The 25450-nt window shown below is 30.0% G+C and carries 24 protein-coding genes; 6 read left to right on the top strand and 18 right to left on the bottom strand.

The genetic code is table 11. The features are described from left to right. The first annotated feature begins 25 nt into the window (after positions 1-25). Positions 26-613: a uracil-DNA glycosylase family protein gene (locus AXE85_RS07135; RefSeq protein WP_231723774.1), complete on the top strand. Its 588-nt coding sequence runs from the start codon at positions 26-28 to the stop codon at positions 611-613. Between the two features lie 199 nt (positions 614-812). On the opposite strand, the gene AXE85_RS07130 is transcribed toward AXE85_RS07135, so the two are convergent. Next, positions 813-1094: a peptidase dimerization domain-containing protein gene (locus AXE85_RS07130; RefSeq protein WP_062174274.1), complete on the bottom strand. Its 282-nt coding sequence runs from the start codon at positions 1092-1094 to the stop codon at positions 813-815. Beyond that, a complete protein-coding gene (locus AXE85_RS07125; protein WP_371524243.1) occupies positions 1087-2148 on the bottom strand; it encodes a M20 metallopeptidase family protein in 1062 nt (353 codons plus the stop codon). Before AXE85_RS07125 ends, AXE85_RS07130 begins: the two co-directional genes overlap by 8 nt. A gap of 277 nt (positions 2149-2425) precedes the next feature. Here AXE85_RS07125 and AXE85_RS07120 point away from each other — a divergent pair, with 277 nt between their 5' ends. Next, complete coding sequence (locus AXE85_RS07120) at positions 2426-3571, top strand: pyruvate kinase (RefSeq protein ID WP_062174273.1); 1146 nt, start codon at positions 2426-2428, stop codon at positions 3569-3571. Between the two features lie 150 nt (positions 3572-3721). On the opposite strand, the gene AXE85_RS07115 is transcribed toward AXE85_RS07120, so the two are convergent. Beyond that, positions 3722-4870: an MFS transporter gene (locus AXE85_RS07115; RefSeq protein WP_062174271.1), complete on the bottom strand. Its 1149-nt coding sequence runs from the start codon at positions 4868-4870 to the stop codon at positions 3722-3724. A 77-nt stretch (positions 4871-4947) separates the two neighbouring features. Continuing rightward, a complete protein-coding gene (locus AXE85_RS07110; protein WP_062174269.1) occupies positions 4948-5463 on the bottom strand; it encodes a GNAT family N-acetyltransferase in 516 nt (171 codons plus the stop codon). 196 nt (positions 5464-5659) lie between these two features. Here AXE85_RS07110 and AXE85_RS07105 point away from each other — a divergent pair, with 196 nt between their 5' ends. Beyond that, on the top strand, positions 5660-6307 hold the full coding sequence (locus AXE85_RS07105) for a GDSL-type esterase/lipase family protein (RefSeq protein ID WP_062174267.1): 648 nt from the start codon (positions 5660-5662) through the stop codon (positions 6305-6307). A 16-nt stretch (positions 6308-6323) separates the two neighbouring features. Here the strand turns inward: AXE85_RS07105 and AXE85_RS07100 are convergent, their stop codons facing one another. From AXE85_RS07100 to AXE85_RS07090, 3 genes are all read right to left on the bottom strand, one after another. Continuing rightward, positions 6324-7421: a low temperature requirement protein A gene (locus tag AXE85_RS07100; protein WP_062174265.1), complete on the bottom strand. Its 1098-nt coding sequence runs from the start codon at positions 7419-7421 to the stop codon at positions 6324-6326. A 303-nt stretch (positions 7422-7724) separates the two neighbouring features. Continuing rightward, entirely contained in the window at positions 7725-9047 is a 1323-nt protein-coding gene (locus AXE85_RS07095) for an APC family permease (protein ID WP_062174262.1), read from the bottom strand. 227 nt (positions 9048-9274) lie between these two features. After that, the gene (locus AXE85_RS07090; RefSeq protein ID WP_062174260.1) at positions 9275-10195 is read right to left on the bottom strand and encodes a TDT family transporter; all 921 of its coding nucleotides are present in this window, start codon (positions 10193-10195) and stop codon (positions 9275-9277) included. 161 nt (positions 10196-10356) lie between these two features. Here AXE85_RS07090 and lysS point away from each other — a divergent pair, with 161 nt between their 5' ends. Then, on the top strand, positions 10357-11859 hold the full coding sequence (gene lysS / locus AXE85_RS07085; RefSeq protein ID WP_062174258.1) for a lysine--tRNA ligase: 1503 nt from the start codon (positions 10357-10359) through the stop codon (positions 11857-11859). 173 nt (positions 11860-12032) lie between these two features. Here lysS and AXE85_RS07080 read toward each other — a convergent pair whose 3' ends face one another. From AXE85_RS07080 to mbhE, 11 genes are all read right to left on the bottom strand, one after another. Beyond that, positions 12033-12971: a metal ABC transporter substrate-binding protein gene (locus AXE85_RS07080; RefSeq protein WP_040461226.1), complete on the bottom strand. Its 939-nt coding sequence runs from the start codon at positions 12969-12971 to the stop codon at positions 12033-12035. 66 nt (positions 12972-13037) lie between these two features. Next, entirely contained in the window at positions 13038-13865 is an 828-nt protein-coding gene (locus AXE85_RS07075) for a metal ABC transporter permease (RefSeq protein WP_062174257.1), read from the bottom strand. A 1-nt stretch (position 13866) separates the two neighbouring features. After that, positions 13867-14586 carry a metal ABC transporter ATP-binding protein gene (locus AXE85_RS07070; protein WP_062174255.1) on the bottom strand — a complete coding sequence of 240 codons (720 nt, stop codon included), beginning with the start codon at positions 14584-14586 and terminating at the stop codon, positions 13867-13869. 804 nt (positions 14587-15390) lie between these two features. Beyond that, entirely contained in the window at positions 15391-16734 is a 1344-nt protein-coding gene (gene glmM, locus AXE85_RS07065; RefSeq protein ID WP_062174253.1) for a phosphoglucosamine mutase, read from the bottom strand. A gap of 147 nt (positions 16735-16881) precedes the next feature. Then, entirely contained in the window at positions 16882-17250 is a 369-nt protein-coding gene (locus tag AXE85_RS07060) for a cation:proton antiporter (protein ID WP_062174251.1), read from the bottom strand. Further along, positions 17237-17527, bottom strand: a complete 291-nt coding sequence (locus AXE85_RS07055; RefSeq protein WP_062174249.1) for an MrpF/PhaF family protein — start codon at positions 17525-17527, stop codon at positions 17237-17239. Before AXE85_RS07055 ends, AXE85_RS07060 begins: the two co-directional genes overlap by 14 nt. Further along, positions 17520-18017 (bottom strand): Na+/H+ antiporter subunit E, encoded by a 498-nt coding sequence (locus AXE85_RS07050; RefSeq protein ID WP_062174247.1) that lies wholly within the window; start codon positions 18015-18017, stop codon positions 17520-17522. Before AXE85_RS07050 ends, AXE85_RS07055 begins: the two co-directional genes overlap by 8 nt. 3 nt (positions 18018-18020) lie before the next feature. After that, the gene (locus AXE85_RS07045; protein ID WP_062174245.1) at positions 18021-19502 is read right to left on the bottom strand and encodes a proton-conducting transporter transmembrane domain-containing protein; all 1482 of its coding nucleotides are present in this window, start codon (positions 19500-19502) and stop codon (positions 18021-18023) included. Then, the gene (locus tag AXE85_RS07040) at positions 19492-19854 is read right to left on the bottom strand and encodes a sodium:proton antiporter (protein ID WP_062174243.1); all 363 of its coding nucleotides are present in this window, start codon (positions 19852-19854) and stop codon (positions 19492-19494) included. Before AXE85_RS07040 ends, AXE85_RS07045 begins: the two co-directional genes overlap by 11 nt. Next, positions 19854-20279: an MnhB domain-containing protein gene (locus tag AXE85_RS07035; RefSeq protein WP_062174242.1), complete on the bottom strand. Its 426-nt coding sequence runs from the start codon at positions 20277-20279 to the stop codon at positions 19854-19856. Before AXE85_RS07035 ends, AXE85_RS07040 begins: the two co-directional genes overlap by 1 nt. Continuing rightward, complete coding sequence (mbhE, locus tag AXE85_RS07030) at positions 20269-22635, bottom strand: hydrogen gas-evolving membrane-bound hydrogenase subunit E (RefSeq protein WP_062174240.1); 2367 nt, start codon at positions 22633-22635, stop codon at positions 20269-20271. The genes AXE85_RS07035 and mbhE overlap by 11 nt, the downstream gene beginning before the upstream one ends. Positions 22636-22987: 352 nt before the next feature. On the opposite strand from mbhE, the gene deoD reads away from it, so the two are divergent. Then, positions 22988-23698, top strand: a complete 711-nt coding sequence (deoD, locus tag AXE85_RS07025) for a purine-nucleoside phosphorylase (protein WP_062174237.1) — start codon at positions 22988-22990, stop codon at positions 23696-23698. Positions 23699-23725: 27 nt separating this feature from the next. After that, on the top strand, positions 23726-25447 hold the full coding sequence (locus AXE85_RS07020; RefSeq protein ID WP_062174235.1) for a phospho-sugar mutase: 1722 nt from the start codon (positions 23726-23728) through the stop codon (positions 25445-25447). The last annotated feature ends 3 nt before the right edge of the window (positions 25448-25450 follow it).

The following is a 25450-nucleotide window of genomic DNA, read 5'->3' as shown; positions in this document are numbered from 1 at the left end:
AAATTTCAGTAAGGGGGGAATAATTTTGGATAATAAATTAGAATATCTAAAACAAGAGATTATGGGAGATGATGAAAATAGAAAATATACGGATAAAGGAATAGAACCACTATTTTCAGCTCCTAGTACGGCAAAAATTATGATAATAGGTCAAGCACCGGGGATAAAAGCACAAGAAAGTAAAATATTCTTTAATGATAAAAGTGGTATGAAACTGCGTGAATGGATGGGTATAAATGATGAAATATTTTATAACTCCGGTTTAATAGCCGTTGTACCGATGGATTTTTATTATCCGGGAAAAGGAAAAAGTGGAGATTTACCACCACGAAAAAATTTTGCTTCCAAATGGCATAATAAAGTATTGGAATTATTACCAAATATTAAACTAATTATTTTAGTAGGAAAATATGCTCAAGATTATTATTTATGTGATGTTAAAAAAGAAAATCTAACGGAAACTGTGCATCACTACAAGGAGTATTTACCACAATATTTCCCAATAGTGCATCCATCTCCATTAAATTTTCGTTGGCAAAGTAAAAATCCATGGTTTGAAAAAGATGTTGTACCGGTGTTAAAAGAAAAAGTAAGGGAAGTATTGGACAGTTAACTCAAACAACGTTCGGAAACAATATCGGAGGTAGTATGTTTTAGAATACTTAAAATTTACAGTTAACTCAAACAAGCAGCAGATTGAATTGTGCTAAAAATGGGTTTTAGAATACTCAAAATTTGCAAATAACTCAAAACTGACTATGAGAAGAAAATATTAAATTTTTTCCCATTAGTCAGTTTTTGTAATAAAACTTTTACCATTTTACTAATTTGTAGGACGTTTTATCGCCATAATATAACAACAATGATGAGATAATCCGTTCTATTATGTCTTTATAAGAGGTTTGTATTATAACTTCTGCTTTACCTGAAATAACGTTAAAGGCATTGCCACTTGAAATTGAGAGAATATCAATTTCGGGATATTTTGATATTTTTCTTACAAATTCACTTACTATAACAGTCGCATCTATTGTACTATGAGGTTCAGCACCATGACCGCCTTTTCCGATTATAGTTAGTTTCCATTTATTCATTGCTATTCTCCTTTAAATTTTGTATTACTTCGTCGGCGTTAAAGGCAAGATTTAGGAAAATACTTGCTGTATATTGCATAACACGTTCTTCAAAATCAAAATTCGGATGATGATGTGGATATTGAGCAAAAGTATTATTTCCTGCACCGATTAGGAAAAATGCACCGGGGATATTTTCTAAATAATAGGCAAAATCTTCCCCAATCATTAATGGTTCAACCTTTTGTAAATTCAGTTCGGGTAGAATATCTTTTGCTTTAACAAGAATTTCTTCCGTACCTTTTTTGTGATTAATCAATGGAGGATAACCACCATAATAAATAAATTCTATTGTTGTATCCGGATATTCACTTTCTAATGATTTACATAATCTGTTTAATTTATCTAGCACAGTTTTGTGAAGTTTTTTATTAAAATGACGGATAGTTCCTGTAATACTTGCACATGATTTGGTACTCTCGAATTTTCCCAAGGTAATAACAAGAGTTTCACGAGGTTTAGAAAAACGAGAAACAATTTGTTGTGTAAGACTGACAAACTCAGCACCTATAATATTTGCATACTTTTTAGAAGTAATTTTAACTTCAAATCTATCAGCTGCTGCACAAAGTTCTTTATAATTAAATCCTAGTATACCTAACGGAAGCGGTGTCCACAGGTGTGCACCAAAAATCGCATCTACATCAATAAGGCAACCGTCATCAATCATCGGTTTAGCACCACCCGGTGCTTGCTCTTCCCCATATTGAAAAATTGCGACAACATCACTGGTAAGTTTATCGATATTTTTCATAAGTATTTTGCAGGTAATCAGTAGTGCGGTAGTGTGACCATCATGACCGCAAGCGTGCATTACATTCGGAATAGCAGATTTATATTCAGTATTTTTAGCGTCATTAATAGGAAGAGCGTCAAAATCAGCACGAAAAGCTATAGTATTTTTACTATTTGGTACTTTAATGCGAGCAACGATTCCATTTAGTCCCACATGTGTACGAATATCGGTAATACCGATATTTTTTAAATATTGTTCAATAAATTGAGAAGTTTTTATTTCTTGGAATGATACTTCCGGATATTTATGTAAATACCTACGTAGTTTGATAATTTCAGGGAAATATTTTTTATTTCATTTTTTATTAATGTAGTAATCATAAAATCTCCTTAAAATGTTATATAAATTTTATTATAACATAAATAACAGATGAATATATTAAAAAATAATATTAGTGATAAAATTTTATCTGTGTTATTATTACAAAGAATAGAAATTAATCATCTAATGTGTTATAATTTTTCTATATAATGTTTTGTTATAAGGTGGAATTGTTATGGTAAGAAAAGTAAAAGTAATTGCAACATTAGGAAATAGTACAGAAAAAATTTTAGAAGACATAATAAAAAATGATGTTGATGCAATATTAATAGACAATTACTATGGAGAAGAAGAGGAAAATATTAGAAGAATAGAAGAGGTAAAAAAACTACGAGATAAAAACGATGTTAATACAGCTATTATATACGATTTAGCTCATATATATGCTCAAAGCAAATATAAATTAATTAGAATTGAAGAGAAAAATATAGAGTTTGCATGTAAGCAAGACGTTGATTTTATTTCTTGTCCTTTTGTTAGTAACTTAGATGAAATAAGAAAAGTAAAAGCAATTTTAAAAGAACATAATAAAGAAAATATAGGCTTGATCGTAAAAATAGATTGTAAGGAAGCCTATGAAAATATTGATGAAATAATAAGTTTTGCTGATTCTATTATGATTAATAGAGATGAACTTGGAATGGAAATGCCATACCAAAACCTTCCAAGTGTACAAAAAGAAATAGTTCAAAAAGCTAATAATTCTATGAAATCTGTGATTTTGACAACACAGATGTTGCATTCTATGATTTATAATCCACGTCCGACACGTGCTGAAGTATCAGATGTTGCTAATGCTATTATTGACGGAGTAGATGCTATAATGCTTATAGAAGAAACAGCAATAGGAAGTTATCCGAAAGAAGCGTTAGAAACAGTAGACAGAATTATTAATTATATAGAACAACAGGATATTTTTAAAGAAGATAATGAGTATAAAAATCATACAATGGGAATAGCTCATGCTATCGCAATTTCTATAAAACATCTATTGGATTCTATCGAAGTGAAAAATATTGTAACTTATACAAAATCCGGGCAAACAGCAAAATTTATTGCAAGATATAGACCTAAAGTTCCAATTTTAGCAGTAGTTTCAAATAAACAAAAAGCAAGGCAGTTGGCTTTAACAAGAGGTGTAGTTCCTTTTATAGAAGAAAAAACGCTAACTACAGAGCAAATGCTAAAATATGCAACAAGCTATTCTGAAAAAGCAGATTTGGCGCATAAGGGTGATTTTATTTTAATAACAGCGGGTCAACCGGATCTTGGGAAAAAAGATGTACCACCAACAGATTTTGTTAATATAAGAGAAGTATAAAAATCTAACAATTAAATATGGTGAATTAGCCTACAAAATTCAGGTTGTTATAATAAGTGCAGAGCATAAAAATTCCCCCAAAAGACTTATATAAGTTTTTTGGGGTATTTTGTTCTTTTATACTTATAGTAAATTTTAGTTAAAAACTATTTAATTGCTATTTTTTAAACTAAAATAACTTATAATAGAGCAGATAAGCATAATTATTGAAGTTATGTAAAATGGTGTAATAAACGGCTCTAAATGTAATTTTTCCGGTAGTTTGGTAAGTACTAGCGGTGTTAAAATAACTCCTATATTTCCACCGACTAACAGAACGCTCGTTGAAAAATTAATAAATTTATTTTCCAATTTTTTAGAAATATAAAAGAAATTAAATGACATTGTACCGACAAAACTGATTCCTATTAAAACCGCAGCAGCGTAGAATAGTAAGGTATTATTGGATACAGCAAAAATAAAGCTGCCAACAGTCATAAAACCGAGCATAATGGTTAAAGTTAAATTTTTAAAGTTTTTAACCAGTTTACCAAATAAAAATCCTGAGAAAATTCCGCTAATAGCTAAGACGGTTAGTAAATTTCTTGTTACATCCGGTGAATAAAAATATTTTCCTGCTAAAAGAGTAGGAATTTTTATAGTAGCACCCATATAACAAATTCCAACAAAGAATGTTAACAGAGTTAAAATAACAGTTTCTTTATGAAATTTCACACTTACTTTTTTGCTGATTTCGTTATCGGTATTAGGAACAAATATTAAAAACAAGAAAAATATAGGTAGTGCCAGTGAATATACCAGAAAAATATATTGCGTACCAAATATTAGTAAATACCCGGAAATAAATGTAGTGAGTGCTTTGCCTATATTTAAAAATGCTGTCCTCATACCAATCATTGTTCCTTTAGTTTCACCGTCAAAAAAATCACTGATCATACTTATAGATAGAGAATTGAATAATCCAATACCTGCGCCTAAAAGAAGTCTACTAATAAGAACTATTTTGAAATTTGTGGTAAAAATCGGTGTCAGACCCGCAAAGAAAATAATAATAAGTCCGAGAAGAACCGTATTTTTTTTACCAAGATATTTTATAACAATATTACTTATCAAAACAAAAATAGTAATCATCATCGCAGGAATAGTTGCTAAACTTTCAACGGAAGCTAGTCCAATATTAGAATTTTTTGTATGATATAAATTATACAAATTGGGAATAACCGGAGAAATGGCTAAATGCGACATAAGTAATATAGAAATGCTAAGTAGAGAAAACTTAGCGATATTATTTAATTTCATGTTAATCTCCTAAAGTTTTTTTATATATTTACCAATTATAAAAAAAATAAGAATTAAGGTCAAGAAAAAAGTATTAATTAAAGTTTGCTAATCCAATATCTTAAAGTAGTACGTTCATCTTCTTGTAGTTCATTTTCGAATATTCCATTATTTGCTTCTATAGTTTTCTTAGAGGCAATATTTTTCTTGTCACATGTAACAAGAATTTTTTCTAATCCAATTTCATTAAATAAAAATTCACAACCAAGTTTTAATGCTTCTTTTGCATAGCCTTTTTGACGCTCACTTTTTCTTATGCTATAACCAATATGTCCTCCATGTTTAAATAGATAATCATTTAAACCATGGCGGGTATTAATAATACCTACAAGATGATCGTCGTTCATAATAAGAAAGGTATGAGCTGTAACAAAATTTTTGGGGCAGGTTTCTTTATGTTTATAATTTTTTAAACTTTTAATAAAATCAGTTATATTCTCATATTTTTCAAGGTTTAATCCACCATGAATAATTTCATTATTATCAATAAATTCTTGTTTATATGATAGTATTTCGTCTTTAAGTTCAATAGTCGGTTCAATAAGTTTAATCATATTATCTCCTTTAGTATAGAGTTAAAAATTTAATATTATTATAGCATATATGAAGTTATGATGAAATTTTTAATAATTAACAGTTGTATTTTTATTAAATAAAAATTATAATGTTAAGGATATTGATTTTTAATAGTCTATTTGATAGAATAAATGTAAGTTTTAAAATAAAGATGCTTAAAAGGTGGAGGTAATAATGCGAATTTTATGTATAGGAGATAGTAATACTTGGGGCTTTGTACCCGGAGATGAAAATTTAAGAATGGAAAAACGCTGGACAAAAATTTTATCTGAAATTCGTTCAGAAGATGAAATAATAGAAGAAGGATTATGTGGCAGAACAATTACGGCAAAAGATACTATAGTACCTGTAAGATGTGGAGTGGATACATTACCGATTTTAATGCTTAGTCATGTTCCTGTTGATTTAGTTATTATAATGTTAGGGACTAATGATTTAAAAAAACAATTTAACCCTAGTGCAAAACATTTGGCACGAGGTATGGAAGAATTTATAAAATATATAAGAAATCCACATTTAGTGGAGGGATATAAAATACCGAAAATCTTAGTTGTTTCTCCGGTTTATTTACGTGATGAAATAGTAGAAAGACAAAGTTCTTTTGGAGAATTTGATGAAAATAGCTTAAAACAATCTAAATTTTTACCACAGACATTTAAAGAAATAAGCGATAAATACGAGGTAGATTTTTTAAATGCGGCAAGAGTAGCGGAAGCATCACCAATAGACTGTATTCATTTAGATGAAAAAAAACATGAGCAACTGGGTCGTTATATTGCCAGCAAAGTATCAGAAATATTAGATTATGAAGAAGCAAGATAGTGGGAAAGAACTAATTCTATAACTTAGGATTAGTTCTTTTTATGTTGAAAATAAAATAAGATAATAATATAAAAATAATAGTTAGAAGTATAACGATCAATGAATAATTTAGTATCATGCTCAGTAGTGAGCCAAGTAGAAAAATTAGAAAAATAGTTACAAAAAAATATTTAGAATATTTACAGCCTTTTTTGTTGTATTGATTTTGCAATAGATTACCGACTAAAAAGAAGAAAACTCCCATTATAAATAATAAAAATAATTTATTTTCGGTTAGTTTTGGAAGTGTAAAATTAATAATACATAATCCCAGTATAATAAAATAATTATGATATAGGTAACTGTTTCCTGATTGATTAATCAGGAAAAAATCTATAAAGCGTTCGATATTTATTTGATAAAATAGATACAATAAAGCAATAATAACAAATATAATAAACCAATTTTTTTGTTCGGTAGTAATAAAGTTATTTATAATAATAGAACTAAATAAACCTGTTGTAAAAATAAAGCAACGTTTAACAACATGAGAAAAAATAATGGTTTTAGCATGAAGTGAACGTGAGATAAAACTGGGAAGTAGCCAACTTGTAAAGAAACTAATCATAATAAATAATAATGAATATGGTTGAGGTAAAATAATACCCAAAAATAAACTGAAAGTACGACCGCTAAGAATATAAATAAAAGGCTCAGTTATCTTTTTTTCTATAAGATCGGTAACGATAAAATACTGAACAGTATGCTGAACACTAAGTATAAAAGATAATATAGTTAAATACAATATTAAATTTCTGTATAATATAGTCCAGTGATAAGTATCAATATTATTCAATGTTATTATTAAAATACAAATTTGAATAATCATAAAAACAATATTAAATAAAGAATTTTTTCCGTAACGATTAATATGGATCATCTCAATATTCCAAGTATTTACAAAAATAATAAATATAAAAAGAAAAGAAAGAAAAAAATTAAAACCTAATGAAGAGTTATAACTACCAAGAATTATATTAAAAATATTACAAAAAGCAAAAGAAAAAATAAAATCATATAATAATTCAGTTATACTAATTTCTTTTTTTAAAGTTTTATTCAAAGAATTATTCATAGCCGCTCCTTTAAAGTTTTATAGTTATATTGTATCAAAAATTTTTTAAAAATTGAACCCAAATAATATAGCCAAAAATATGAAAAGTAAAATTAATCAAATATTCAGTACAGTGGAGTAGTAAAGTAATTGAGATATATTTAACGGTGTTTTGTCTAAGATTATGAAATGTAATTTTTGTAATAAAAGGGTCAGAATTATCTACTAAAATTCCTAAAAAATATTTAATAATAAAAAGATTAATTTTAAATTAATTGATCTCAAAAAATTCAATTTTAAAATTAATCTCTTTACAATTATCTATTATTTTTTAAATTTCTTATGTATTTCTGTATAGAAAATCAAACCGACTAATGTTAATGCAACACCGCTTACTGCTAATGTGAATTGAGTTATAATAGCAGCAATGACAATATATGCTCCGCCGACAATAGCAATTATAGGTATAATTGAATATAATGGAACTTTATAAGGTCTTGGTAATTCAGGTTCTTTTTTTCTAAGAACAAATACAGCGAAAAATGTCAAAATAAAGAAAATCCATATTGTAAACAGCAAGAAGTCTGTTAATGTGTCAAACTCTCCTGTAAACATCATTGCAATAGTTAGTACAAGTGTAACAAGAGCAGATATATAAGGAATAGAAAAGCTGTTAAGTTTTATCCATATATTTTTAAACGGTATTTGATCTTTCATAGCCATAGCGTAAGGGACACGAATAGCGGTCATAGTGAAGCCGTTCATAGTACCGTAAACACTAATCATGATACCGATTGTGATTATCTTACCACCATAAGAACCGAATAATTTTGTTGCAACATCATTAGGAACATTACCATTTCCGGCGATTTGTTCCATTGGCATAGTCATTAAATAAGCAACATTGATAAGTAGATATATTGCGGTGATAACCAGTAAACCATATAAAATTGCTCTTGGTAAATCACGTTTTGGATCTTTCATTTCTCCGGCTACGGTACCAACATTAATCCAACCGTCATAACCATACATTGCCGCAAGCAAGGCTGCACCTACAGCTGATAAAGAAGCACCGCCTAGTGAGCTGTTACCGGAACCGGTAGGTAAAAATTCTATCGTTGTCGGATTAGGTTGCAATAAACCGAAAACTATAATTGCTATAATAGGTATTAATTTGCAAATAGTTGCTACCGTTTGAATACGACCGCTAGCCTTACTGCCTAATAAGTTTAAACAAGTAACAGTTGCTGCCCCACAAGCTCCCACAAGGATAGAATATTTTTTATCTATATGAAACAAATTGGTAAATTGTGTAGCAAAAATAGCTGATGCTGCCGCTATACTTGCCGGATAATAGATGACTGCCTGAGCCCAACCAAGCAGATAAGACATAGTTTTTCCATAAGCACGTTCCACCCAAACAATCATTCCGCCGGTTTCAGGAATAGCTGCAGCTAATTCCGCTGTGGTAAGTCCAGCGCAAATACTGATGATACCGGCTAAAATCCAAGCAAGTAAACCAAGGCTGACATTACCGGTGGTTTTATAAATAATTGCTGCCTTAAAAAACACTCCGGAACCAATTACGACTCCAACAACTGTAGAGAAAGCACCGAAGAAACCGATATCTTTTTTTAAATCATTCATAAATAAATCTCCTTCTATAAAAAAATAAAATACATATTCAAAAATTTAATGTGAAATAATTTCCATCATTAGCACAAAAATTTGAAAATGTTTTCTTGCAAGTATATTATATATTATTTTTGAAGACTAAACAATACTTAAAGTCAAATTTGTGTTAATTTATCTAACTTAAATCTGACATTATAACATTAAAAAATAAAATAAGTTAATTAAAAAAATTAATTAACTTATTTTTCAAGTTTAAAAACATGCTTAATAAAACTATATAAAACATATATAACAATAATAGTAGCTAATACTTCACTGAAATATACTCCTATTTTAAGAATGAGAGAATTATTTCCCGTATCATAATAGTAATTATAGGTTTTTTGAAAAGCCATTCCACAGATAACTAGTGGGAAAGTAAAAGCTGAATAACTAGGATAGAATTTTCTATTTAGTAGTAAAGGCAGTTGGATAAGAACAAACATATAAAATATAAAACAGAGAATTAATAAAATTTTTATAATCAGTTCTGATTTATTAGTAATTCCAATCATATAGCTTGCAAGGAGTAGTCCACCCGGTGCAGAAAAAATAGTTAAGGTGGGAAGTGCGGCAACATTTAACTTTTTATACACATATACCCTATACAATACAAAAGGTATTAAAATAATATAGTTAATAAACGAAAACCAAAAAAATATTTTGCCCAGCATTTCAAGATTATAAGAAATAGCTGTAACAGTTACAACTGCAGGCCCTACGAATGTAATAAACCATGTTGGAAAAATAAATTTAATATTTTGTTTTTTAATCAAAAAATTACTAACAACGAAACAAAGAACAAAAATATCCAATGCAATGCCGAATACCCAAATAATACTCATTGAATACCCAAGGTATTTCTTAAAGTATGTACTTAGTAAAATTATTGACATGGGAAAAGTAGAAAATACGGTAGCTATTAAGGGATTAGTAAATTCCGATTTTAATATTTTAGGAGTAATAGAAAATTTAATCGTCAATAATATAACGATAATTAGTGATATTAAACTAAAAAATAATTGTAATAAGGAGCTATATGTTGCTAAAAGATTTCCCAGTGCCACGCTCCCTAAAGCCAGACCGGCTATTGGTATGGGGATTTTATTAATAAATTTCATATTTTTGACCTTTACTTTATAATTTTAATGCCATTATAAACCAGAAAATAAAAAAATTCAATAAATATAATAATAAAGGGTAACAAAAAACGATTAAAATGTGTTATAATAGTGTTTATGTGGAAAAGATTAGATAAAAAAGAGCTAGAAAGGAACACAACATGACAGAAGAAATCAAAGTAAATGATGCACTTGAATTAAATGATCAAATGGTTGTGCGTCGCGAAAAAATGGATGCAATGCGTAAAAACGGTATAGATCCATTTGGTACAAAATTTGAAAGAACTCATTTATCAAGTGAACTTGTGAATGAGTATGATAAATACAGTAAAGAAGAACTTTCTGAAAAAAATATCTCTGTAACAATAGCAGGTCGTGTAATGACAAAACGTGGAAAAGGTAAAGCTGGGTTTGCTCACGTCCAAGATTTAGGAGGGCAAATTCAAATCTATGTACGTCAAGACAGAGTAGGAGATAGTTATGAGTATTTTAAAACATTAGATTTAGGGGATATTGTCGGGGTTAGCGGTGTACTATTTAAAACAAACGTGGGTGAATTATCGGTAAAAGCCGATAAATTTGAAATTTTGACAAAAGCATTACGCCCTTTACCGGACAAATTTCACGGTCTTAAAGATGTTGAAGAACGTTATAGAAGACGCTATGTTGATTTAATTATGAATAGCGAAAGTAAAGAAACTTTTATTCTTCGTTCAAAAATTATTCAAATTATGCGTAGTTATTTAAACGAACGTGGTTATTTAGAAGTTGAAACACCCATGATGCACAGTATCGCCGGAGGGGCTGCGGCAAAACCGTTTGTAACCCACCACAATGCGTTGGATATGCAGTTATTTATGCGTATAGCCTTAGAGTTACCGTTAAAACGACTTATTGTGGGTGGATTGGAGAAAGTATATGAAATAGGACGCGCATTTCGTAATGAAGGTGTATCAACACGACATAATCCGGAATTTACAATGATAGAGTTATACGAAGCATATGCGGACTTTAATGATATTATGGATTTGACAGAATCAATGATTGCCTATATTTGTGAACAAATTCACGGAACAACTAAAATTACCTACGGTGAAGATGAGATTGATTTGACACCAAAATGGCGTCGAGTGCATATGGTTGATATTATTAAAGAAGTAACAGGAATTGATTTCTGGGAAAAAATGACAGACGAAAAAGCTCATGATTTAGCTAAAGAACACAATGTGCCGGTAAGAAAAGATATGAAAGTTGGGCACATTATTAATGAATTTTTTGAAACGTTTGTTGAAGAAACATTAGTTCAGCCAACATTTGTCTATGGTCATCCTGTAGAAGTTTCTCCGTTAGCAAAAACTAATGTAGATGATCCGAGATTTACCGATAGATTTGAACTGTTTATTGTGCGTCGTGAACATGCTAATGCGTTTAGTGAGTTAAATGATCCGATTGATCAAAAACAACGTTTCTTAGATCAAATGGACGAAAAAGATGCAGGTAATGAGGAAGTTTATGAGATGGATGAAGATTTTGTAGAAGCATTAGAATATGGTATGCCACCGACCGGCGGGTTAGGAATCGGTATTGATAGACTTGTGATGTTACTTACAAATTCCACATCAATACGTGACGTATTGATGTTCCCATATATGAAAAATAAATAAGATAATAAATACCTAGAGGTTGATTAACAATCTCTAGGTATTTTTTGAGTAATTATTATTTGGTAACTATAGTAATTTTAATTTAAGTATATATTGTGTCATTTCACTTTGTTGCACTAATATGTGATCTATAGGTTTAGTATTTTGATTTTGTTTTAATTGAATCGACCACATTATTTAGCAAGTCCTTCAGAAATTTTATCTAAATTCCATTTCATCATATCGTAGTAGCTATCTCCTCTTTCACCTTTTTCAGCAACAGAATCTGTAAAGATTTTAGCATAAATAGGTATATTAGTATCTTTAGATACAGTTTTCATTGGGCGATCATCTACACTACTTTCAACAAATAATGACGGAGTTTTAGTTTTACGAAGTTTTTCCACAAGTGCTTTAATTTGCTCAGGTGTTCCTTCTTCTTCAGTGTTAATTTCCCAAATGTAAGCTGATGGTACATTATAAGCTTTAGAGAAATATTTGAAGCAACCTTCACTAGTTACAATCATTTTTTTCTCGGTAGGGATATTATTAAATTTATCTTTTGCTTCATTATCCAATTTTGTTAATTTTTCTAAGTAGTTTTTAAGATTTTGTTCATAAAAATCTTTATTTTTTGGATCTTTTTCTATTAATTGTTTAGCTATATTTTTTGCATATATCATTCCGTTTTCAAGATTTAACCATGCGTGAGGGTCTTCTTTACCTTTTTCATTTTTACCTTCTAAATAAATAACTTCAACACCGTCGCTTACTGCATAGTAATCTTTATTTTCAGTTTTATTAGCATTTTTTACAAGTTTTGTAAACCAAGCATTGCCACCTGTTTCAAGATTTATACCATTGTAAAATATTAAGTTAGCTTCTGAAGTTTTTTTCACATCATCAGGTAAAGGTTCATATTCGTGTGGATCCTGTCCGACCGGAACTATACTGTGTAAATCAATTTTATCACCGGCGATATTTTTAGTAATATCCGCAATAATAGAGTTGGTAGCGACGACTTTAAGTTTAGTAGTTTCGCTGGTATTTGAATTGTTCTTTTGACCTGCGGAACAGGCAAAAAGCCCGACAACTAATGCCAAAAGAAGAGAAATAAAACCTAATTTTTTAATATTTTTCATATTAATAGGTCCTCCTTTATTAAAATAATTTTTTATAAAAACATTAAATAATTTTATTTAATTTTTGAAAAAACGCTGTTTTGGTGCTATGAAGAAGCTGATAACAAATATAACGGCAGATGTTAATACAATACTGGAACCTGCAGCAATATTAAATGAATAACCTATAAATAATCCTAACACAGAAGATACAGCACCTATTGTTGAAGATAAAATTATCATAACTTTTAGGCTGTTTGCGTAAAGATAAGCTGTAGCAGCCGGTGTAATAAGCATAGCAACTATTAAAATAGTACCAACACTTTGCATAGCGGTAACAGAAACCAACGTTAATAAAATCATTAGAAGATAATGATAGAAGTTAACTTTCATACCCATAGCCTGCGCAAGTAATCCATCAAAAGAAGTTATCAGTAACTCTTTGAAAAATAACTTAATAATAAGTAGGACAAACATACCTACGCCGATGGTGATATACATATCAATATCTTGAACGGCAAGGATATTACCGAATAAGATGTGAAATAAATCTGTTGAACTGTTAGCAACTCCTATAAGAATAACCCCAAGTGCAAGAAATGAACTAAAGGTAATTCCAATAGCGGTATCACTTTTAATAATAGAGTTTCCTTTTATATAAGTAATAATAACAGATGCTAAAAGTCCAAAAATAATAGCTCCGATAAAGAAGTTAATACCTAGAATAAAAGATACTGCAACACCCGGTAAGACAGCATGAGAAATAGCATCTCCCATCAAGGACATACCGCGAAGAATAATAAAGCAACCAACTGCACCGGCTACAATACCAATAATAATAGCCGTAATTAGAGCGTTTTGTAAGAAGTGATAATTATATAAACCATCTATAAATTCTTTAATCATATTATTCCCCTCCTGTTACAAAAATATTAGAACCATAGGCTCTTTTAAGATTTTCTTTAGTAAAAGTATCATCAGTATTCCCGAAAGCTATAAGCTGTTTATTAAGAATAAGTATTTTATCAAAATAAGATTTTACCTTGCTCAAATCATGGTGAACGATAAGAATAGTTTTACCTTGTGCTTTTAATTCTCTTAAGGTATTCATTATAATATCTTCACTAACAGAATCAATTGCGACAAAAGGTTCATCTAAAAAAATATAGTCCGCTTCTTGAACTAAACATCTGGCTATTAGAACCCTTTGAAATTGTCCTCCGGATAATTCGCTAATTTGTCTGTCGGCAAATTCAGTTAAATTAACAATTTCTAATGCTTTTTTAACCTTCTTCCAATCCTCGGATTTCAAACCGTGAAATAGTTTTATTTTCGGATACAAACCTAAAGAAACACACTCTTTTACTTTAATTGGAAACGTATAATCTATATTTATTTTTTGTTCGACATAAGCAATATTTTTTAATGATAAATTTATATCTTTATTATCAATATTAACATTACCGGTAAAATTAATAATACCTAGCATAGCTTTTAATAAAGTAGATTTTCCGGCACCATTTGGTCCGATAATTCCGATTATATTGGATTTGGTTATATTTAACGATACATTATCAAGTGCCGGTACCAATTTATAAGTAACGGATAAATTTTTTATTTCAATCATAATTCCCACTTCCTATCTTTTACTTCTACACAATAGTTTACCCTAGGAAACATTATAAGTCAAGGAAAATTTTTGGAACTATAGTGAAAATGATAGGAAAATTAAAAAGACATGTTACTGAGTAAGGGGTTATAAAATAATTTTCTAAATATTCAATAAAAGTAAGAAACAATATATTTTACAATAGGAGTATATTATTTGCGGAAAAATATAAAATAAAAAAACCTACCTTACAAAAAATATTGTAAGGTAGAAATAAGGGAGTAAATATGAAAAGTCTTTATTATAAGCTAGGGAGACTTATAATAAAAGAACATTCGAAGTAATATAACAATTACTTCACTAATAATTATATCAGAAGTATATACAAAAAACAAGAGAAAAATAAATTCTTTTCCAAAAAGGGAGATAAATAATTTATTAAAATATTAATAGTGAAATTATTACATAAAAAGATTAATATTTTGAGAATTAGTTACTAATTATTTATATTATAAATATGGATAGTAGCTCTAGTTAGATAAAATTATAAATTATAATAAAAATATAAAATAAATTTTATAAAAAACATGTCTATTAATATAATATTTAGAAAAAAATTATATAAAAAAATGTACATAATATACAAAAATTTTTCTACTTGTGTAAATGAAAATGCTTAAATATATTTATTCTTAAAAAAAGAAAAATAAAGAGCGAATATAAAATATTTAGAAAAAATTAAAATATCATATTTAATATGATTTTAAAGTACAAAAATAAAATACGTCTCTATTTGAAAATAGAGATCGCATTTCAAAATTATCATTTAACTTCATATTTTTCTCTTACCAGTTTTGCCACTTGTTCACAGTACTTATCTGTTAATTCGTCAGTGCTGGCTTCCACCATTACGCGAATAAGATTTTCAGTTCCGGAAGCTCGAAGAAGAATTCTACCGTTATTTTCCAGTTCCTTTTCCACTTTTTTACATTCTAAAAGTATTTCTTCATCTTCCATTACTTCTTTTTTGTTGTTAACTTTTATATTTACTAACTTCTGCGGGTAGATATTTACTTCGTCGGCTAATTCTTTTAATGATTTACCGGAATTTTTTATAATACTAGCTAACTGAACGGCGGTTAAAATGCCGTCGCCGGTAGTGGCGTAATTCATCATAATAATATGCCCTGACTGTTCTCCACCAAGAGAATAATCATTTTTTCTCATTTCTTCAACTACATATCTATCCCCGACAGAAGTTTTTTTAGAGGATAACCCGTTTGCTTCTAGGGCTTTATAAAAACCGATATTACTCATTACAGTAGAAACGACCATGTTATCTTTTAATTCATTATTATCTTTTAGATGTTTAGCTAAAATAAACATAATTTTATCGCCATCTACAATATTTCCTTCATTATCGACTGCTAAAACTCTATCACCGTCACCATCAAAGGCAAAACCAACATCAACATTATGTTCTTTAACAAAATCTGCAAGAGTATGTATTTTGGTTGAACCTACATTATCGTTGATATTAATTCCGTTAGGTTTGCAACCGATAGTTTCTATATCTGCTTCTAAATCTCCAAATAGAAACGGAGCGACTTGGGTTGTAGCACCATTTGCGCAGTCAAGTGCAATACTTAATCCCAACAAATCATTATTAATTGATTGTTTAATGTGTTGAATATATTTTTGAGTTAGTTCGGTAGCAAGATATGTTTTTCCGATTTTATCAAATGAAGTATTTTTTATTTCATTTGAAGAATTAATTAGGTGTTCTATTTTCAGTTCTTCATCATCTGTTAATTTAAAACCATCCGGTCCAAATATTTTAATTCCATTATCCTGATAAGGATTATGTGATGCCGAAATCATAATCCCGCTGTCAGTTTCCATAGTTTTTGTTAAATAGGCAATAGCCGGAGTGGGGATAACGCCGATAGGCATAACATCAACACCGACACTTGTAAGGCCGGCGATAAGAGCGTACTCAATCATATCACAAGATATTCTGGTATCTCTTCCTATTATTACTTTTGGATGTTCTTTTTTATTCGTTAACAATGTTCCAAGTGCTTTACCAACTTTAAAACTCAAATCGGCTGTTAATGTTTTTCCTGCAACACCACGAATACCGTCTGTTCCAAAATAGTTTCTCATAAATATGACTCCTTGTTTAATAATCTATAAAAATATTACTATATAAAACAAAATAAGTCAAGATGTGAATGATTAAGAGTAGCTGAAAAAGGCTGTAGTTGAAGAGTTATTAACTAAAAAATCGACAATTAATGCCGATTTTAAATATTATTTATTTAGTTTTTTTATATCCTCTAAAACTTTTTTTGCTTCATCAGTATTATTTTTAGAGTAGATTTTTTTGTTAAAAATAATAGCATTAAGTGAAATCATGTGTGCCGATACCGGAGCTACTAAGAATAGAAAAAGTATAGCTAGCAAAAATTTGTATTCAAATACTTCCAAATATCTGTAGAAGTAAATAAAACCTGCTATTAAAATTAGTTCTACTGCGAATGAACCTGTAACACCTGCCGCATGAATTTTTGTTAATTCATCAGGAAGTCTTATGAAACCTATTATAGTTGCTATCATCGAAACTATTGCTACTAAAATAAGGAGTATAACAATAATGCTTAAAATATTATTTAGTATCATTTTTGAAAACCTCCTTTTTAGCCAAAAATCTAGCTGTAACCACAGTACCTACTAAACAGATAATAGCAATTATCAAAATTAGTGAAACATAAGAAAATGTTTTGTAATACATACTTACTAAGACTATTAGGCAAATAAGCGGCATAGCCAGTAAATCACTTGCAATCAGTTTATCAAAAATACCGGGTTTTTTGACGATATAAGTTAAAAGAAAGAGTATCATTGCAAGGGAGGTGAAAATACCTAATAATATTGTGTATTCAACTATTTTATCCATTTAAGTCAACCTCCAATATTGCTTTTTCAAAACTGTTTTTAATGCTCTCAATTTCTCCTTCAATATTATCTGTATCTAAACAGTGAACGAATAATGTTTTGTTATTGTATCCGACATTAACGGTTAAAGTCCCCGGTGTCAATGTAATCATATTAGCAAGTAATGTAATTTGCCAATTTTTTTTAATTGTAAGTTCATATTCAAAAATGACCGGATTGACATCTAAGTTTTTTCTAAACATCATTTTTAGAACATTTACACCTGCTTTTAGCAACTCTACAAGAAATATCACTATAAGTTTTAACCACTTGTAAGCATAAGTATAATAAAGTTGTTTGCCGATAGAAAATTTAAAGAAAATTTTTCTAAAGATAAAGAGTATAACCATACCCCAAAAATATCCGACAAAGAAATATTCCAAGTTATAATTACCAGAAAAGAACATCCAAAGAATACCGATAAAAATATTTATTAAAAATTGTATTGCCATGAATTATGCTCCTTTCTTTAAGACTAAGTCAATATAGTCTTTTGAATTTAAAATGGTAGAAATTCCACGTTCAAAAAATCCGTCTAATAAATTACTGCTTACTCCAATAATTAGTGCAATAGCAACCAATGTAACTAAAGGGATAAGAATACCTTTAGGAAGTGGTTTTAATACTAAATTCTTATTAATATTGTCGTAAAAAATATTAAGGAATATTCTAATTAGTGAGTAAAATACCACAAGTCCGGATAGTGTAACAACACCGGCTACAAAAATTTGGTGATCAATAACAAGACCTTTTACAATTAGGGCTTTACCGTAGAAACCGCTGAATGGTGGAACACCGGCAAGCGACAGAGTTACAATAAGAAATACCCAACCTAAAGTGGGATATTTATTTATAAGACCACATTTTTGTAGGAATTTAACACCGCTAGCGTAGATAATCAAACCTACAATAATAAATAAGGCTGCTTTAAGAAGAATATCATTTACGGCATAGAATAATGCCCCTTTAACGCCGAAAGAATTTAATGTGGCTGTTCCGGTTACCATAACGCCGAGTGATATGACTATGTTAAAGATAACTATTTGTTTTAAATTTTTTTGATATATTGCACCTACTGAGCCTGCAATAATTGATATAGTACCGAGAATAAGTAAGTAAGTTTTAATAAAACTTGATTCCGAATAGAATAATCCGTATGTTCTAATAATAGAGTAAAGTCCGACTTTGGTTAATAATGCCCCGAAAATAATTGAAATTGAAATCGGAGGTGCTGCATATGAACGATTCATCCAAGTAAATAGAGGAAACAATGCACCTTTCATACAAAAAACAAAAATCATTACAGCACCAACTAGGTAGATACCGCGTCTATCCTGCATATTTGCTATTGTTTGTGAGATGTGAGCCATATTCAAACTACCGACAATAGTATATAGATAACCAATGCTGATAACAAACAAACTTCCTGCGAAAACATTCATCAACACATAACTGATAGAAGATTTTAATTGTTCCTTATTAATTCCCACTAACAGCAATAAGTAAGAAGACATTAATAAAATTTCGTAGAAAACAAACAAATTAAATATATCTCCTGTTGTAAACGCTCCGTTGATACCAACCATAATCAGTAAAAATCCCGGGTAAAAGAAACTGAGTTCTCTTTTTTTATCAATAGTTTTAAAAGAATAAAACAGTGTTGCCAAAAACACAATGCCGGATGTAGTAACTAGAATACTGTTTAATCCATCTAATGTTAAGGTAATACCGAAAGGTGAAGCCCAATTTCCCATTTCTAATATTAGAATTTCATGTTTATTAACCATATAAATGTTAAGTATCGAAAATCCTAATGTTAGCAGTGTAGCTGTAAAAGCAAGTAATCTTTGCATCGCTACACGACGTCTGAACAGAATTGTAATAGCAGCAAATAGAAGAGGTATAAAAATCGGAATAACCGGCAAATTACTTAGCATAGTGAGTTTCCTCCTTTATATTTTCAACATCCTCTAATTCAATAACATTATCGCTGCCTTTTAGTTTATAGTTTGCTATATATATTGAAATAAGTAGACATGTTACAGCAAAACCGATAACGATAGCTGTTAAAATAAGTGCTGCCGGAATGGGGTCTACATAGTTTTTCCCAAGTTCTGAAATAATGGGAATGGCACCATCACCAAGACCACCGGAAATTAAAATTATTAAGTTTGCTGCATGACCGAAAAGCCCTACACCTATAATAATACGAATCATACTCTTAGAAAGCATTAGGTAAACACCAAAACCGACAAGAATACCGCATAAGATAATCATATAAAATTCCATTATTTACCGTCCTTTCCAAAAGCTAATATAACAGACATTAAAACTCCAACGACAATTAGGTAAACTCCAAGATCGAATATTGCTGCTGTGTGCAGCTCCATTTCTCCCATTAGCGGAACATGTATATGAGTAAAATGGTGTTTGAAGAAATTTTCACCGGTAACAATGCCGCTAAATGCCGTACCGACAGAAAATAAAAGTCCTATTGCGGTTACATATATATAGTTAATCGGTAGTAACTTAGTAACACGTTTAATACCATAGGTAAACATCGATAAAGCTAATGCCATTGTACAAAGAAGACCGCCGACAAAACCACCGCCCGGTAAGAAATGACCGCCAAAGTATAAACTTAGAGATAGTAAGAATATACAACTGGATATAATGGCTGATAGTGATTTTAAAATTAAATCATTAGTTTTCATCTTTATTACCTCCTCGTTTAATAATTTTAAACATTGCATAAATAATTAATGCAACCATAGTCATAACTGTAATTTCAAACAAAGTATCAAATCCCCTGAAGTCAACAATAATTACATTAACGATATTTCCACCGCCGGAACTTACCACATTATCAAAATAAAATTGGCTTATTGCTGACGGATTTTTATACGCATAAGAAACCAGACCGACAGTTATAAAACTTATACCGGTTAATCCTGCAATAATCGCATTGGTAAGTTTAAATTTTTGCTTTTCAACATGTTTGGTTTTATTTGTTAGCAAAATAAATGCGATTAAGAAAATAATTGTTGAAATTGATTCTATAACAAATTGAGTCATTGCAAGATCAGGGGCTCTGAATGTAACATAGAGTGCAGTCATCATAAAGCTGACACCTGAAGATAAAATAATCAACACTAAACGATTGTAACAGCGCGCCATAGCGATACAACAAATAACAATACAAATACCAATAATTATATTCATTATATGAACACTTGAGAAAGAATTGATAATAATCGGTTTTCCAACAGCAACATAACCAGCTAAAATAGTAATCGATAAGCTAAGAAAAATATAACTCATATTACGTTTTAGTTCATTTGTAATAAATTTATTATGAAGATAACCTGCACCGGCATGAAGCTTTGTACCTAAGCTATTGTATAAACGATGGATAGATATAATACTAGGATTATACTTGTAAATAATATTTTTGGCAGCAAATGTTTTATAAATAAATATTCCAATTAAAACAACTAAAATTGTAGTAATTAATTCTTTAGATAAAAAATTGTCATGGGAGATGTGAGAAATAATTTTATTATTTGTAACATCTCCGGCTAATGCTGCATTTTGTGCCGGTATAATGATGTAATCTTTAATAAAACTATTAATTATAACAAAAACAGCTAAAATAACAGGTGCGACAGTTATTTTTTTATCAGGTAAGTGTATTTTTGTTTCATTAGAGAAAGTTTTATTAAAAGTACCTAAAAAAGGTTTGAAGATTAAAATAAATGAATATATAAAAGTACCGAGCGACGCTATAACCACTAAAATAGCGATAATAATATATAAACTGCTTGTACTGATTAATCCATAAACACTTGTTAAGAAATACTCTTTAGAGAAAAATCCACTTAATGGTGGTATTCCTGCCATGGAAAATCCTGCAATAATACTTAAAATAAAACTTATCGGTAAATAAGCTCTAATTCCACGCAATTTGTTGACATCACGGGTGTGAAAGGTATGATCAATAATTCCGGTAATCATAAATAAACAAGCTTTAAATGCAGCGTGATTTATAATATGAAAACATACAGCATAAAATGCAAACGTGTAAATATAATGATTCTTGTCATATAATCCTAAGTTTGCAATACCGATCATTAACGTCATCATACCAAGTTGGCTTATAGTGGAGTATGCTAAAATTCCTTTTAAATCTTTAAGGAAAATTGCAGAAATCGAACCGATTAACATTGTTAAAGTACCGAAAATAATTAAAATATTTCCAAATGACGCACTGAATGAAAAGATAATTCCAACTCTCAGCAGTAAATATATGCCGGCTTTAACCATTGTTGCCGAGTGAAGATAACTACTAATCGGTGTTGGTGCTGCCATGGCATCAGGTAACCAGATATGGAACGGAAATTGTGCGGATTTGGTAAATGCTCCAAACAATATTAGAATCATTGCCGGTATATACTTAGAAGTATATTTATTATTCTGGCTGAAAGTTATTATTTCACTAATATTAAAACTACCTGTAACATTATTAAGAATAAAAATTCCAAGCAACATTAAAACGCCGCCAAACACAGTAATAATAAGTGACTTCAATGCACCTTTACGTGAAGCATCATTTTCATGCCAATAACTGATAAGTAAAAATGAAGAAACAGAAGTCAGTTCCCAAAACATATACATACTTAGCAGATTATCAGATAGTACAACCCCTAACATTGCCGACATAAAAATCAGTAGGAAAATATAAAATTTATGTAGCTTAGGATCATTTATATCCATATAATAACATGAGTATAAAATAACAAGAGTTCCGATTCCTGTTATAAGCAATGTGAATAGTAGAGATAGTCCGTCAAGTTTAAAATTTATATCTAGGCCTACATTAGTTGCAAACGCCAAAGACTTATATACTATACCACCTGAATAAATATTTTTTAGTTGTGAGAGAAAATATCCAAATAACACGAGCGGTACAATTACAACGACTTTTCCTAGGTGAATGGTTTTAAAGTTTTTTCTAATTGTTGGAATAAAAAACATAACAATCACCGGTAAAAATACAGTTAATTGTAACATAAGAAAACCTCTTTCTAATATTTTTTTGTTATAGCTTTAATTATATAATAAATTGTATGAAAATACTATTGAAATCGTTAAATGATAATGACAATATTTTACAGAAAATATTTAAAAGATTTATTTATTAATGAATTTTATAAAAAAGTGTAATAAAAGTTTTGATAAATATTTCTTTTATTAAATAACATTTTATTAAGTAAAAATCTTTCTTTAATTAACGGATAATAACAGAAATCTTTGTGTTTGATTGGTTTAAGCAAAGATAATTATTTTTTTAAATAAGTCTTGTTTAAGAGTTGGAAAAAAGGTATAATAATGTTATCAAACTAATAAATGGAGGGAACAACCAATGTCAAACAAACAAACACCACATATTAAACCGAATGGAGTTGAAATAGCAGAAACAGTGCTATTGCCGGGAGATCCATTAAGAGCGAAGTTTATTGCTGAAAACTTTTTGGAAGATGCCGTTTGCTTTAATGAGGTACGTGGTATGTTAGGATATACCGGAACATATAAAGGTAAAAAAGTTTCGGTTATGGGTACTGGAATGGGACCTGCCAGTATAGGAATTTATTCATATGAATTAATTCATGTATTCGGAGTAAAAAATTTAATTAGAATTGGAACGTGTGGAGCACTACAAAAAAATATAAAATTATATGATGTGATTTTAGGAATGGGTTCATCTACGAACTCAAATTATATGCATCAATACAATATTCCGGGAGAGTTAAGTTTAACTGCTTCGTTTGACTTGTTATTAAAAGCATACAACAAGGCACAAGAAATGGGGCAACCGGTACATGTCGGCAATATTTTATGCAGTGAAATTTTCTACAATTCTGACAAAAATGCTATGGAAAATTGGATTAAAATGGGAGTTCTGGCTGTGGAAATGGAAAGCACGGCACTTTATGCAAACGCAATAGCTGCAGGTGTTAATGCTTTGACTATTTTAACAGTAAGTGATTCATTAGTAACAGGAGAAGAAACTACTCCGGAAGAAAGACAAACAGCATTTACAAAAATGATGGAAATAGCATTAAACTTAGCATAAAAATAAAAAGTATTTTAGAGGTGAAGCATGAGTAACTATAAAGAATTATATGATAAATGGTTAAATAGTTCGGTATTAACCGATGAAGAAAGAAAGCAACTTGTTGATATTGCAAATAATGAAGAAGAAAAAGAAGATCGTTTCTACAAAGAATTGGAATTTGGGACTGCCGGATTACGTGGAAAAGTAGGAATGGGTTCTAATCGTATGAATCGTTTTATTATCGCTCGTGCAACAAAAGCATTAGCACAAACGATTATTGATAACGGTTTGCAAGATAAGGGGATAGCTATTGCCCATGATCCACGTTTATTTTCAAAAGAATTCGCAAAACTGGCAGCATTGGTAATGGCTAGCAACGGTGTAAAAGCATATCTTTTTGAAGATTTACGTCCAACACCGGAATTATCATTTACTATACGCTATTTAAAAACTGCAAGTGGTATTAATATTACAGCTAGTCACAACCCAAAAGAGTATAACGGTTATAAAGTATATTGGCAAGAGGGTTCACAAATTAAATCAAATATCAGCGACAAGGTGCTTGAATATATAAACTCAATGGACATTTTTGATAATTATGTAACCCTGACGGAAGAAGAAGCTATTAAAAAAGGATTGCTTATTTATATCGGTAAGGAAATAGATGAAAAATTCTATAAAGAATCATTAGATTGTGCTATTAATGATGATAATATTGATAAAGGCATTTCGGTAGTTTATACACCACTAAATGGTGCAGGGTATAAAGCAGTAACAACAGTGTTGGCGCACCGTGGTTTTAATAATGTTTATGTAGTAGAAGAGCAAAAAGATCCGGATGGAACATTCCCAACTATCGAATATCCAAATCCGGAAGATACGGCAGCTTTTGAATATGGGGAACGTCTTGCTAAAAAAGTTGATGCCGATATTCTTATTGCAACGGATCCTGATTGTGATAGACTTGCAGTTGAGGTAGTACACGATGGGGAAATAATATCCTTTAACGGTAACCAAACCGGTGCCGTTTTAGTGCAATATGTTATCGAAAACCTTGCAAAACAAGGAAAATTACCGAAAAATCCTGCATTAGTAAAATCAATCGTAACATCTAAAATGGTTGAACCGCTATGCAGTGAGTATGGAGTAGAAGTTATTGACGTTTTAACAGGGTTTAAAAATATTTGTGCATTACCGAATGAGTGGGATACAACCGCTGAAAAAAATTATGTAATGGGATATGAAGAAAGTATCGGTTATAATGTAGGGACATTCCTACGTGATAAAGATGGTGTTACAATAGCAATGCTATTGGTGGAAGCGGCAGCATTTTATAAAAAACAAGGTAAAACATTGGTTGATGTACTGGACGAATTTTATAAAAAATATGGATACTATTTAGATAAAACTATTTCGATCGTTTTAGAAGGGGCAAGTGGAGCTAAACGTATAAAACGTATGATGGAACAATATCGAGAAATCTTCGCACGTGAAATTGCGGGAAGTAAGGTAGCTGTAGTAACAGATTACTTAACTCAGAAGGAAAAAATAGTAGCAACGGGTGAAGAAAAAGATATAACAATTGAAAAAACAGATGCAGTAAAATTCAGTTATGATGATGAATCATGGTATACTCTTAGACCGAGTGGAACAGAACCGAAAATTAAATTATATATTTATGTTAAAGCTGATGATAAATCGGTAGCGGAAGAAAAACTGGTAAAATTTGAAGAAAAAGTATTAGAACTGCTTTACTCAATTAAGTAATTA

It is taken from the genome of Gemella sp. oral taxon 928, from assembly GCF_001553915.1.
GTDB classification, from domain to species: Bacteria; Bacillota; Bacilli; order Staphylococcales; family Gemellaceae; genus Gemella; species Gemella massiliensis.
Note: the sequence above shows the minus strand (reverse complement) of the source record. Positions and strands in the feature narration are given on the sequence as shown.